General features: G+C 75.8%; 11 protein-coding genes. 2 read left to right on the forward strand and 9 right to left on the reverse strand.

The features are described 5' to 3' along the window. Positions 1-118: 118 nt before the first annotated feature. From ACFPBZ_RS23035 to ACFPBZ_RS23075, 9 genes are all read right to left on the reverse strand, one after another. Positions 119-1,888: a hypothetical protein gene (locus ACFPBZ_RS23035; RefSeq protein WP_378038447.1), complete on the reverse strand. Its 1,770-nt coding sequence runs from the start codon at positions 1,886-1,888 to the stop codon at positions 119-121. Then, entirely contained in the window at positions 1,885-2,913 is a 1,029-nt protein-coding gene (locus tag ACFPBZ_RS23040) for a glycosyltransferase (RefSeq protein ID WP_378038448.1), read from the reverse strand. The genes ACFPBZ_RS23035 and ACFPBZ_RS23040 overlap by 4 nt, the downstream gene beginning before the upstream one ends. Then, positions 2,910-4,298: a lipopolysaccharide biosynthesis protein gene (locus tag ACFPBZ_RS23045; RefSeq protein WP_378038449.1), complete on the reverse strand. Its 1,389-nt coding sequence runs from the start codon at positions 4,296-4,298 to the stop codon at positions 2,910-2,912. The genes ACFPBZ_RS23040 and ACFPBZ_RS23045 overlap by 4 nt, the downstream gene beginning before the upstream one ends. Next, positions 4,295-4,858, reverse strand: coding sequence for an acyltransferase (locus ACFPBZ_RS23050; protein ID WP_378038450.1), 564 nt, complete (start codon positions 4,856-4,858; stop codon positions 4,295-4,297). The genes ACFPBZ_RS23045 and ACFPBZ_RS23050 overlap by 4 nt, the downstream gene beginning before the upstream one ends. Further along, positions 4,855-7,425, reverse strand: coding sequence for a glycosyltransferase family 4 protein (locus tag ACFPBZ_RS23055; RefSeq protein WP_378038451.1), 2,571 nt, complete (start codon positions 7,423-7,425; stop codon positions 4,855-4,857). Before ACFPBZ_RS23055 ends, ACFPBZ_RS23050 begins: the two co-directional genes overlap by 4 nt. Beyond that, on the reverse strand, positions 7,422-8,327 hold the full coding sequence (locus ACFPBZ_RS23060; protein WP_378038452.1) for a glycosyltransferase family 2 protein: 906 nt from the start codon (positions 8,325-8,327) through the stop codon (positions 7,422-7,424). The genes ACFPBZ_RS23055 and ACFPBZ_RS23060 overlap by 4 nt, the downstream gene beginning before the upstream one ends. Further along, positions 8,324-9,358: a glycosyltransferase family 2 protein gene (locus ACFPBZ_RS23065; protein ID WP_378038453.1), complete on the reverse strand. Its 1,035-nt coding sequence runs from the start codon at positions 9,356-9,358 to the stop codon at positions 8,324-8,326. Before ACFPBZ_RS23065 ends, ACFPBZ_RS23060 begins: the two co-directional genes overlap by 4 nt. After that, positions 9,355-10,374: a glycosyltransferase family 2 protein gene (locus ACFPBZ_RS23070; protein WP_378038454.1), complete on the reverse strand. Its 1,020-nt coding sequence runs from the start codon at positions 10,372-10,374 to the stop codon at positions 9,355-9,357. Before ACFPBZ_RS23070 ends, ACFPBZ_RS23065 begins: the two co-directional genes overlap by 4 nt. Positions 10,375-10,621: 247 nt before the next feature. Next, positions 10,622-11,302 carry a hypothetical protein gene (locus ACFPBZ_RS23075; protein ID WP_378038455.1) on the reverse strand — a complete coding sequence of 227 codons (681 nt, stop codon included), beginning with the start codon at positions 11,300-11,302 and terminating at the stop codon, positions 10,622-10,624. Between the two features lie 164 nt (positions 11,303-11,466). On the opposite strand from ACFPBZ_RS23075, the gene ACFPBZ_RS23080 reads away from it, so the two are divergent. Both ACFPBZ_RS23080 and ACFPBZ_RS23085 read left to right on the forward strand, forming a co-directional pair. After that, positions 11,467-12,000 (forward strand): mycothiol transferase, encoded by a 534-nt coding sequence (locus tag ACFPBZ_RS23080; RefSeq protein WP_378038456.1) that lies wholly within the window; start codon positions 11,467-11,469, stop codon positions 11,998-12,000. 139 nt (positions 12,001-12,139) lie between these two features. Then, positions 12,140-12,769, forward strand: a complete 630-nt coding sequence (locus tag ACFPBZ_RS23085) for an acetate uptake transporter (RefSeq protein WP_378038457.1) — start codon at positions 12,140-12,142, stop codon at positions 12,767-12,769. The last annotated feature ends 50 nt before the right edge of the window (positions 12,770-12,819 follow it).

The raw sequence follows: 12,819 nt of genomic DNA on the forward strand, positions 1-12,819 counted from the left end.
ACGGACTGCCCTGGTTCCGACCACCCACCTGGCTCGACCCCACCCAGACCCTCCGACACAACCGCCCCTGGCAGGCCGTCGCATGACGCCTCGGAAAGAGCGAGGAGCAGCCGAGGGGTCAGCGCAGGCGGAGCACCGTGACGTGCAGCGTCCCGTTCACGACGGTCTCCCGCTCGAGCACCGGCGACCACGGCGCCAGCGCCTGGAGGGCCGGGCCGAACTCGCCCCGGGCTCCGAGCAGCACCACCTGGGCGCCGCGGGCGGCGTCGAGCTTGCGGCGGTCGGAGGCCGAGAGCGTCGGCATCGTCGAGGAGAGCCCGTGCGCGGGGCCGAGGTACTGGGCGGCGGCGCGGCTCGGGACCTCGTCGGGCAGCGACCCGGCGGCTGGAGGCTCGACCCAGGTCAGAGCCGGGACGTCGGCGGGCGGGACCGCGTCGGCCACCGAGGTCATGGTCGCGTAGGACGAGAGGCGGGAGAGGTCGGGCTGGCCGGTGACGGCGCCGTAGTCGGGCAGCGGGTAGCGCACCTGACCCGGCGCGTAGGAGCTGCGGGGCTGACCGGTGGTGAGCAGGAGCAGGCCCAGGGCGACCACCACGGTCGCCCCGATCCGCCACCACGCGCCGGCGAGCGCACCACCGACCACAGCCACCGCGACGACCAGCGCCGCCACGACCAGCCCGGACGGCACGACGCCGAACCGCAGCGGGCCGGTGACCGACTGCAGCACCGCGAGTCCGAGCACCAGCCCGGCGGTCCACCGCGAGGACGAGAGGCGTGCGAGCACGAGCACCGTCTTCAGGCAGGCGCCGGCCCAGAGCAGCGACGAGTAGAAGTAGTACTCCAGCGTAAAGCCGGTCCCGGCCTGGATCGCGAGGAAGGCCAGCGAGCCGAGCGCCGTCGCGAGCACGACGACGGCCTCGTCGCGCGGGGGTCGCTCCCCCAGCGTCCGGCGCCGTCGGACACAGACGCCCACCCACGCGAGCACGACGACGGCCGGCACCAGCAGGTAGGTCGCGCGTTGCGCCCAGGCCCAGGTCGACGAGTGCCACAGCCGCACCTGGTCGGGGCGCTGCAGGCGGGTGAGCTGGTCGATCGTCGGGCCGAGCAGGTCGGCGCGGCCATAGAGGACCAGGGCCCCGAGCACCATGAGCAGGGTCGCGACGACGATCCCGCCGACGACCAGGGCGAGGTCCACCGCCACCCGCCGGCCACGGGCTCGTCGGACCCCGGCGTGGCGGGAGAACCCGCTGGCCAGAACTGCCAGCAGGGCCGCGGCGACCAGCGGGAACGCCGCGGGGTGAGCGTGGACCGCGAGGCCCAGCGCCAGCCCGGCGAGGGCGCGGACGACGACGCGGCGCGTGCCCGTCGCTGGGAGGACCAGCAGCGGGAGGCCTGCGAGGAGGTAGGCCAGCGCGGCGCCGTCGGGGTAGTCCGAGCCCCACGCCATGAGCACGACCGGCGAGGTGAGGACGACGACGACCGCCAGCGCACCGACCGCGCGCGACCGGTGCCGCAGCCAGAGGTAGGCGGGCACGATCGCGACCAGGGCGAAGACGTAGCGCAGCACGACGAAGCCACCGACGTCGCCGAACGCCGCCGACGCCAGGCGCGCGGGGAGGATCTGGCCGAGGCGGACCCAGAAGTAGTCGTCGGCGCCGAAGCGGTCGAGCAGGTCGGCGCCGTGGCGGGCGTAGGCGGTGTAGAAGTTCGGGTCGACCATCGTCCAGCGGGTCTGCAGCCCCACCGACATGGGCGGGGTGCGCAGCAGGAGCGCGACGAGGCCGGGCGCGAGCAGCAGCCCGACCGCCTCGAGCCAGGGCGGGACGCGGCGGGCGGGTGCGGAGTGGCGGGCGGTGGTCGCGGGCGGGGCGACCTCGAGGGTGCTCATCGCGGAGCTCCGATCACGGTGACGAGTGCGTCCTTGGCCAGCGCGGCTGCGCCCATGCCGCCCGAGCGGGTCGAGGCGTAGTCGTGGGACCCGGTGGCGCGACGCGCGAGCACCCCGAGCCCCCGGGTGACGCGGGCCGACAGGGCGGCACCGTCGACCTCCCGGTAGGCGTCGGCGCGGCGCTCCCACCGACGGGCGAGGCGCTCGAAGTACCAGCCGCCGCCGGCGCCCACCGACTCGAGCCACGTCCCGTACTCCCGGGCGGTCGTCGCGCGGACGGCGAACTGGTCGGCGCCCACCGACAGCGCGCCCCACCACGCCGCGGCCCCGCGCACCGTCGGCGCCCCGGCCACGTTCGCGCCGTGCTGGCGGTAGAGCGCGAGCTCCTCGGCCAGCTCGCACCGACGCCCGCGGGCGAAGGCGATCAGGGAGACGAGGTGGTCGTGGTTCATGGCGCGCAGCGTCTGGTGCGAGTTCGGGCGGATCTGCCACATCAGCTCGTCGAGAGGATTGTGGGGCAGGTCCTCGAGGAGCTCACGGCGGAACACCGTCGCGAACCCCGACGGGACGTGCCAGGGGTCGCCGTGGAGGGGGTCGAGGCAGACGGTCTGACGGGGGTCGGGGTGGTTGAACCCGAGGGGTGCGGCGTCGGCGTCGACCACGCGGGCGGCGTGGTGGACGAGGTCGGCGCCGGTCTCGGCGAGGGCGTCGACGCAGCGCTCGAGCTTGGCGGGCAGCCAGACGTCGTCCTGGTCGCTCCAGGCGATGACCCGTCCCGACGAGGCGCGCAGGGCGTGCCGGAAGTTGTCGGCGAGGCCGGTGCGCGGCCCGTCGAGGACCCGGACGGCGAACGGGGCCCGGCGGGCGAACGCGGCGAGGAGCTCGGGGGTGCCGTCGTCGGAGCCGTCGTCGGAGACGACGAGCTCGTCGGGCAGGCGGGTCTGGGCGGCGAGGCTCTCCAGCTGCGCGGGCAGCCAGCGCGCGCCGCGGAAGGTCGCCATGACGACGGAGACGGTGGGGGTCACGCGGGCCTCTCAGGGGCGAGCGGAGCGACGGGGGGTTCGGCAGCGGCGAGCGGAGCGACGGGAGGGTCGACAGCGGCGAGCGGAGCGACGGGGGAATCGACGGGGCTGGAGGGGGCGGGCGACGACGGCGTCATGGCGAGGGCGGCCGCGGCGAGCAGCGAGTAGCAGCCCTGGCCGACGAGCCAGCCGAGGCCGAGGCCGGTCAGGGTGGAGCCGGGGGGCGTGAAGACGGCCCCGAGGGTGGTCGCGGCGAGGACGAGGCCGGAGCCGACGGTGTTGACCACGGTGAAGGCGACGATCCGGCCGGAGGCGTTGATGACGACGTCGGCGACGTAGTTGAAGGCGCCGAGCAGGCTCCCGAGCGCCATGAGGCGCAGGCACCAGGCGGCCGCGGTGTAGTCGGGGCCGAAGATCGCGAGCACCCAGGGGGCGATCACGACGACCACGAGGACGGCGGGCGCGACGAGCGCGTAGGTCCCCCGCAGGGCACGGCGCACGAAGGCCCGCCGGTCCCCCGACGCGGCCGACAGCTCGGCGAAGAGCGACTGGGAGATCGTCGTCGGGATGGCGTTCAGGGCCGTGACCAGCAGCAGCGCGCACGTGACGTAGGCGCTCGCGGCGGGGCCGAGGAGGGTGAGCGCGATGATCGGGGTGAACGCCAGCGGGGCGATCGAGACGAGCATCGAGACGTAGTTGCCGGAGGAGAACGACAGCTTGCCGGTGAGCGAGGCGAACGCGTGCCGGGCGGGCTCGTCGTCGGGACCGCGGCGCGCGCGGCGCACGCCGACGGTGAAGGAGATGGCGGCGGCGAGCGCGGTCGAGACGAGGAGGGCCGCGAGGAGGCCGTCCTCCCCCGCGCTCGCGAGCAGCGGGAGCGCGGCGATGCGGAGCGCCCCGGCCACCGCGTTCTTCACGACGATGCTGCCGGTCACCCGGAAGCCGACGATCACGGCGTCGACGACCGGGCCGATCGCCATCGCGACGACCAGCGCGACGACGAGCGTGGTCGAGGTGCTCCCGAGCGGCAGCCCGAAGCCGCCGGGGACGAGGACGATCACGGCGGCGGCGAGGCTCGCGACGGCCGCGACGGTGCCGACGGCGGCGAGCACGAAGGCGCGCTGATCGGGCTCGGTGTGCAGGAAGCGGACGACGGTGTTGGGCATCCCGACCCCGGCCGCCGCCGACGCGAACCCGAGCCCGGCGACGAGCGCGGACACGGTGCCGACGGTGGTGGCGGGCAGCATGCGGGCCGCGACGGCCCAGAACGCGAACCCGAGCATCCCGGAGATCACGTAGTTGGCCATGAGCAGGGCGGAGTTCCGGACGAAGCTCTCGCGGCCGAGGTCCCGGAGACGGGTCAGCCGGCCGGGGGCGACGGTGGTCATGCGCGACGCCACCCCTCGAGGACGGCGAGCTCGCGGACCGGGCGGGCGGGGACGCCGACGGCGAGGACCCCGGGCGGGATGACGCCGGTGACCACGGCGCCGGCCCCGATCACGGCGTGGGCTCCGACGAGGGCGCCGGGCAGCAGGGTCGCGCCCCGCCCGATCCAGACGTCGTGCTCGACGACAACGGGGGCGGTCCGGACGGCGGAGAGGTGGTCGACGGCGTGGTGGTCGGTGTCGTGGATGCCGACGAGGTCGCCGACGTGGACGTCGTCGCCGATCGTGATCGAGTCTGTCGCGACGATGCTCGCTCCCTGGTTGACGAAGACGCGGTCGCCGACGGTGAGCGTGCCGCCGCCGGTGGCGCCGAGCTCGACCCGCCCGGTGCGGGAGCGCAGCGAGACCTGCGCGCCGAGCCGGACGGTGCCGTCGGTGTGGACCAGGGGGAAGGAGCCCTCGCAGCGGACGAGGCCGGTGGTCGGGACGCCGCGGGCCCGCAGCAGGGCAGTGCAGGCGGCGGAGCGCAGGGCGAGGCGGACGACGCCGCGGGGCCGGGTCACTGGGGGGCTCTCTCCGGGAGGTCCGACCGGGTGGGGTCCGGGACGGAGCGGGGGGCGGGCACGGCGTGGCGGGGGGTGGGGTACCGCGGGGCGGGGATGGCGAGCCCGGTCGCTCCGCCGCGGACCCCGCGGGTGAACACGTCGCGGATGCTCGAGCCCGAGGGGACGGCCGGGTGAGCCGGCTCGGCCGGGGTGGTCGCCTCGGGCTCGGCGGCGGGCTCGGCCTCGGCGGCGGGCTCGGCCTCGGCGGCGGGCTCGGGCTCGGCGGTCGGCTCGGCCTCGGCGGCCGGTTCGACGGGCTCGGGGACGTCGGCCGGCTCGGCCTCGGCGGCGGGCTCGGCGGGGGCAGCCACGTCCGCAGCCACGTCCGCGGCCACAACATCGTCCGCAGCCACGAGAGCCGGGACCAGGAGACCGCCGTAGACCGCGGCGAGGGCCTCGGCGACGCGGTCGGGTCCGTGCTGACGGCCCTGCGCCACCACGTCGCGGCGCAACTCGGCGAGGCGGGCGGGGTCGGCGAGCAGCTCGCGCAGGGCGGTGGTGAGGGCCGGGGTGCAGTCGGGGTCCTCGGCGGGGACGAGGACCGCGGACGACGGGAGGTCGGCGCGCAGACCCGGGAGGTCGGTCGCGACGATCGCGGCGCCCGCGGCGACGGCCCGGTTGAGCACGCCGCTCTGCGTGGCCGAACGGTAGGGCAGCACGACGACCGCGGCGGTGGCGAGGAGGTCGTCGAGCTCGGCGTCGGAGACGGACCCGGAGAAGGTGACGTCCGGGCCCCGCCGGCGCAGGGCCGCCGCGTAGCGGTGGTCGCGGCGCCCGAAGGCGCGGAACAGGCCGCGACGGGGGCGGACGGCCCCGGCGAGGACGAGGTGGGCGTCGGGGACGTCGGCGACCGCGTCGATCGCGCGCTCGAAGCCCTTGTCGGGGTGGAGATAGCCGAAGCAGAGGACCCGGGCGGGGTCGGGGGTGGCGTCGGTGGTCGCGTGACCGAAGGCGCCGTGCGGGATCGTCGTGACGGCCTCGTCGGGAACGCCGCAGGTCAGCAGCGCGTGCCGGGCGCTCGGCGTGTGGACGACGATCATGTCGGTCGCGTCCGCGACGGCGCGGAAGAGCCGGCGGGCGAGGGGGCCGAGCATCGCGAGCTCGCGGGTGACCTCGTGGAGGGTGACCACCACGCGGACGCCGTCGGCGCGCAGGGCCCGGCAGGCGCGGACCAGGGCGTAGGTCGCGAGGCCCCAGGCAGGGACCGTGACCTGCACGTGCACGGTGCGGGCGCGGCGGGTCGCGGCGACGACGCGCCGGGCGGTGACGCGGCGGAGGCGGGTGACGTCGGCGGCCTCGGGGCCCGGGGACGGGGTCACGACGTCGACGGACGTGCCCTGCGCGCGGAGGGCCGCGACGAGGTCGGCGCTGTGGCGGGCGAGGCCGTCGGGCGCGGGAGCCCAGGGGGTGAGCAGGACGGTGTCGTGGCGACCCGCGAGCTCGTCGTACAGGTCGGCGTAGCGGCGGGCCGCCTCCTGCGGGTCGCGGGTGAGGGCGTGGAGGGCGGCGTGCCGGCCGAGGCACTGGCGCAGCGGGGCGCCGGCCAGGACGACGGTGCGCAGGGCCTCGGCGAGGGCGCCGACCGGCTCGCGGCCGGGCGGGTAGCGCAGGACGGCGTTCTCGGGGAGGTCGGCGAAGGCGGGGAGGTCGGGGACGAGGCACGCGGCGCCCGCGGCCATCGCGTGCAGCACCGAGGCGCTGGTGGTGACGTGGCGGAACGGGAGGACCACGGCGTCGGCGGCGGCGAGGAGCTCGGCGAGCTCGAGGTCGGGCAGGTGGCGCAGGTCGAGGTGCACCCGGTCCATAGGTGGTCCGTTTGTGACGTCCAGCGTCAGCATGGCCGCAGTGCTGACACCGGCGGCGCCGGCGACGACGAGGTCGACCCGCGGGAGGGCCGGCTCGTCGGTGAGCCGGCGCATCGCCGCGAGCAGGTCGTCGACCCCCTTGTAGGGCTCCACCTTGCCCACGAACACCAGGAGCACCGAGTCGCGCGGCACGCCGTAGTAGGCACGGACCTGGGCGGGCGTGCGGACGGGCGCGGGGACCCGGGGGGCGGGCAGCGGGATCGTCGTGACGGGACAGGCCGGGGTGAAGCGGGCGCGGACCTCGGCGGCGCCGGCGTCGGTCGGCGCGACGATCGCGTCGCAGTACCGGACGAGCGTGCGCCGCGCGGCCTCGTCGTCGTCGAAGACCGGGGCGTGGGGCATCGTGTTGTGCGCGGTCCAGACGATGCGCATCCCGAGCCGGTGCGCGGTCGCGAGGCAGAGGGCGAACCACCAGCGGAAGACGACCGCCAGGCGTCGTCCGGAACACCAGCCCGGCACGAACCCGAACACCCAGTGCACGTGCAGCACCCGGGTCCCGGCGCGGCGGGCCGCGATCAGCAGGAACGGGGCGAGCAGCAGGTTGAGCGATCGCGAGGGGGTCGGGCCGTCGAGGTAGTGCACCTCGTGGCGGTCGGCCATGGGTACGTAGAGCTCGTCCTGGAAGGGTCCGGGGTCGCGGGGCAGGGCGAGGATCCTCATCGGATCACCTCCTGGGCTGTCGTGACACGAGGCAGTTCGCGGAGCACGCCGGCGCCGTAGGCGAGGTGGTCGGCGAGCGTGAGCAGGGGCCGGTGGCGGCGGTTGCGCACCAGCGGCACGGCGAGCAGGAGCAGGTAGCCGGGCCACCGCAGGGCGAGGGGCAGGCCGAGCAGGAAGGCCGCGTAGACCGCGGGGACCGGGTCGCGGCGCAGCAGCGTGGGCAGCCGGTCGCGGTGCTTGGCGTAGAGCCGGACGCGGGCCCGGCCGTAGGCGTGGGCGCGGCGCAGCTGGCGGCGGGGGCCGCCCCAGTCGTGGGTGACGACCGCGTCGACGACGTTGCGGGCGCGGTGCCCGGCGGCGGCGAGACGCCAGGTGAAGTCGACGTCGGAGCCGTAGGCGAAGCGCTCGTCGAACCCGCCCACCTCGTCGAACGCGGCGCGGCGGAAGGCGAGGTTGATGGTGGGGGCGTCGTCGACGTAGCGGCCGGTCCCCCGCTGGGCGACGCCGCCGTAGAGGTCGTGGCCCGGGGACACGGCGGGCCCGCAGGCGACGGTGTCCTCGCCGCCGAGGATCGGGGCGAGCAGGGTCGCGAGCCAGCCGTCGGCGGGCACGCACCCGGCGTCGGTGAACACGACGACGTCGCCCCGCGAGACCGCGACGCCGACGTTGCGCTGGTGCGCGATCGACGTCGCGACGCCCGGGGGCGGGGTGAAGGCGAACCAGCGGACAAGCGGATGGCGGTCGCGGACGGGGTCGAGGCGCCCGGCGGAGGCGTCCACGACGACGACCTCGACGTCCGGGCCGGCGGTGGCCAGTGCGTCCAGGGTCGCGTCGAGGGCGGGCTCGTCCTTGGAGACGACGACGACCGAGACGGCCACCGCGGGGACGGTTTCGGCGCTCAACGGTGCCGCCACCAGGCCTGGAGGAACCCCACCAGGGTCGCCGCGTCCTCCGCGGCGGCCAGGTAGGAGAAGGCCGCCGACTCGGCGCGGGAGCGGCCGGACCGGGGGTAGAGCAGCACCGGCGCCGCCAGGGCGACCACGGGCATCGTCGGGAAGCGCAGGCCGGCGAGGGCGAGGGCCGCGAGCAGGAGGGGGAACGGGCGCAGCGGCGGCACTCCCCCGGCGCGGCGCCAGGTGCGGTGGTTGCCGCGGCCGTAGGCGCGGGCGCGGCGCAGGACGTCGGTCGGGCGCGGATCGAACTCGTGGTGGAGCACCACGGCGGGCTCGAAGCGGACCGCGGCCGCGCCGAACTCGGTGCGCAGGCGGCGGCAGAGGTCCTCCTCGTCGCCGCCGAAGCGGATGGCCGGGTCGAAGCCGCCGACCGCGTCGAGGGCGTCGCGGCGGACGAGCATGCTGGCGCCGACCAGGGAGGCGACCTCGCGTCCCACGCCGTCGGCCGGGGCCCGGCGGGCGGCGCGGACGTAGCCGGTGAGGCGGTCCAGGGCCGAGCCGGAGGCGGTGTCGACCTCGACCGGGGCGAGCGGGCGGGTGACGGCGGCGTAGCGGCGGGCGGCGGAGTCGGTGGACGCGGCGTGCACGGCTCCCCCGACCGCGACGGCCTGCTCGGGCAGGGCCGCGACGAGGCCGGCGAGCCAGTGCGGGCCGGGGCGGCAGTCGTCGTCGGTGAAGGCGACGAGCGGGGTGGAGGCGGCGGCGATGCCGGTGGTGCGGGCGGCGCCGAGACCGTGGTTGGTGCGGTGGCGCAGAACGGTCGGGCGCAGCGGGTGGGCATCGGCGAGGGCGGCGGTGGCGTCGGTGGAGCCGTCGTCGACGACGACGACCGCGGCCGGCGCGTGCTCCTGGGCGGCGAGGGCGTCGAGGCACGCGACGATGCCGCGGGCGCCGTTGCGGCTGCACACGATCACCGTCACCGCCGCGGTCGTCGGGACGGCCGCCGGGTCGACCTGCGGTGCGAGGGCGGGGGCGGTCACGTCGGGAGGCCGCCGTCGACGAGGACCGGCTCGGGCTCCCGGGGGGCGGGCACGACCGGCGGGCCGACCACCAGCGGGGGGCGCCGGGCGAAGCGGACGCGGCCGAGCGTGTGCAGGCAGGCCACGCCGTCGCGCCAGGTGATCTTCTTGCCCATCGAGTGGCTGCGCCCGTAGTAGCTGACCGGCACCTCGAAGGGCCGCACCCCGTGCCCGAGGAGCCAGGCGGTGAGCTCGGTGTCGAGCGCGAACCCGCGGGTGCGGGGCCGGAACTGGCGGAACAGGGCCGTCGGGACGAGCTTGAGGCAGGTGTGCAGGTCGGTGAGGGCGGCGTTGAACAGGACGTTGGCGGCGAAGGTCGTGAACTTGTTGCCCAGGGCGTAGTGGTAGCTGTGGTAGACGGTGTTCGCGCCGAAGAGCCGGGTGCCGTAGACGACGTCGCAGCGGCCGCGCAGCACCGGCTCGAGCAGGCGGGGGATGTCGTCGACGCTGTACTCGAGGTCGGCGTCGAAGGGCAGCAGGTGGGTCCCGTGGGCGACCGCGGCCGCCGTCGAGAGCGCCGCGCCCTTCCCGGCGTTGCGGGCGTGGGTGAGCACACGCAGGCCGGGGCCGGGCGGGAGGCCCTCGTCGCGCCGGGCCTGCTCCCTCGCGGCGTGCTCGCGCACCACCGCGGCGAGCTCGAGCGGGGTGGCGTCGGTGCTGCCGTCGTCGACGACGACGAGCTCGACCTCGCACGGGTAGCTCTGGGCGAGGACGGTGCGGACCGACTCCGCGATCGTGCGCTCCTCGTCGAGGACCGGCATGAGGACCGAGAGCCGCACCGGCCCCGGGCCGGAGAACATCCGGCCCGTGTGGGCCGAGGGCACGGCGACGTCGCTCACCCGGGGTGACGGGCCCGCGGGGGTCGCCGGCGGTGCCGTCACCGGGAGCGGGGTGGCCGGTGGGGGCACCGAGCGCAGGCTCCGCGCCACCGCCTCCCGCCGCTCCCGCACGCCGGCGCGCACCAGATCTCGAGTCACGTCGCTTCCCCCTGCACTTCTGGCTCCTCGCGACGTCGTCGTCAGCTACTGGCCGAGTTGACTGCTCCATTCGGGCTATCGAGGAGGGTGAGAGGTCTGTTAGCGCCCGGACTGATGACGGGCGGTCACGATCACGTCACGGACTGCGAGCAGGGCGTGTGCGCTGCGTGAGCGGGGGCTCCGGGACCGTGGTCGCCGGCCCTGTCGCGGGACATCGGGCCCGCGACAGGGCCGAACACGACCGGGCTCAGCAGGGGCGCTGCGCCGCCACGGCCTGCGCGTGGGCGCCGACCGCGCTGACGAGCGACGCGGCGTCGGCGCGCAGCGTGGCGGCGGAGGCCCCCCGACGGACGTCGGCCACCAGCACGGCCCGGGCCCGGTCGATCGCGGCCTGGGCCCGCGCCACGGCCGCCGGGTCGGCGGCCCGGCCCGGGAGCAGGCAGGGCTGCGGAGCGGGCGGGGGCGTCGTGGACGGGAGCACGACGGGCGGCTTCGTGGTGGTCGTACTGGTGACCGGGGGCTTCGTCGTGGTCGTGGTCGGCGGGGTGGTGGTCGTAGTGGTCGGCGGGGTGGTCGTCGTGGTCGGCGGGGTGGTCGTCGTGGTCGGCGGCGTGGTGGTGGTCGTGGTCGGCGGGGTGGTCGTGGTCGTCGTCGGCTCCGGCTCCGGCTCCGTCGGCACCTCGACCGGGACGAGCACCCGGCCCGTCTGCGGGTCCTGGTCGCCGGGCAGCATCGGGAGCCCGAAGGTGGTGCCGCCCGAGCCGTTGCGACACGTATCGCCCGCGAGCGTGTAGCCGGACGGGCATCCGAGCGGCGCATCCGCCGCGAACGCCGGTCCCGCCCCCGCGACACCCGCCGCGATCACGAGCCCGACGACCACCCCCGCCGCCCTGCGCCTCGTCGTACCCGTATCCGCGTGCCTGCCCATGGGCCTCTCCCCTCGTCGCCGGTCGGGCAGGGGTCGGCGGGCGGTCGGTGCGTCGTTACCGCGACATGCGGTGCGCCGCGCTCCTCCACTCGATGCGTGGACGACGCTGGACGCGGGGTGCTCGGCGTGCAGGGGACACAGCGTGCTGGGGGTACACCGGGGAGGTGAAGAGCACCGATGTCCTCGCCGACGCCTTCGGCCGGGTCCGCAGCGACGTCCACCGGGCGGTCGACGGCCTCGACGAGGCGGCCCTGAACCTCCCCCTCGACGACCACGCCAACCCCGTCGGCTGGCTCGTCTGGCACCTGACGCGCGTGCAGGACGACCACCTCGCCGACCTCGCCGGCGCCGGGCAGGCCTACACCGCAGCCCAGGAAGACGGGACCAGCTGGGCCGACCGCTTCGGCTTCGACCTCGACCCCGCCTCCATCGGCTACGGGCACACCGCCGAGCAGGTCGCCGCGGTGCACGTGAGCGACCCGGCGCTGCTCACCGGCTACTACGACGACGTGCACGAGCGCACGCTCGCCTACCTGCGCACGCTCTCCGACGACGACCTCGACGAGGTGATCGACGACGCCTGGGACCCGCCCGTCACCCGCGGGGTGCGGATCATCAGCGTGGTCGACGACGACATCCAGCACGCCGGGCAGGCCGCGTTCGTCGCGGGGATCGCGCGGCGGCGCTCCGGGAACTGACCTTCCCGGACGAGGAGGCCGGAAACTGGCACTCAGCGCAACGGTCTCCTCCTAATGCGTGTCCCCTGGTGTGGTTCAGGCAACACCGCTCTGGGCACTCCGCAGGCCACCAGCACCCATCCGATCGGGGAGGACGTCGATGTCGACGACGAGCGAGAGCCGCACCCAGAACCCCACCGCACCCGGCGGGGCCGCCGACCCGACCCGCAGCATCGCCGACCCGGGTCCCCTCGGGCTGGCCGCCTTCGCCCTGACGACCTTCGTCCTGAGCCTGTTCAACGCCGGCCTCGCCCCCGAGGCGCTCGAGCCGACCGTGCTGCCGCTCGCCCTGTTCTACGGCGGACTCGCCCAGCTCATCGCCGGGTTGTGGGAGTTCCGGAAGGCCAACACCTTCGGCGCGACGGCCTTCGTCTCCTACGGGTCGTTCTGGCTGGCGTTCGCGGCGTACGTCAAGTTCATCGAGCCGTCGATCCCCGAGGCCGACCACAGCACCGCGACCGGGATCTTCCTCATCGGCTGGGCGGTCTTCACCGGCTACATGCTGATCGCCTCGCTGCGCACCACCGGCGCGCTCGTCGCCGTGTTCGCCCTGCTGTTCCTGACGTTCCTGCTCCTCGCGGTCGGCGACCTCACCGGGGTCGACGGCATCGCCACCGTCGGCGGGTTCGTCGGTCTCCTGACCGCCATCGCCGCCTGGTACGCGTCGTTCGCGGTGGTCACCAACGCCACGTGGGGCCGCCAGGTCCTGCCGACCGCGCCGCGGTCGTAGAGCGCCTTCCCGACGACGGCCCGCCCGCCACCTCGAGCAGGTGGCGGGCG

The organism is Actinomycetospora atypica (assembly GCF_042653685.1).
In the GTDB taxonomy this organism is placed as follows: domain Bacteria; phylum Actinomycetota; class Actinomycetes; order Mycobacteriales; family Pseudonocardiaceae; genus Actinomycetospora; species Actinomycetospora atypica.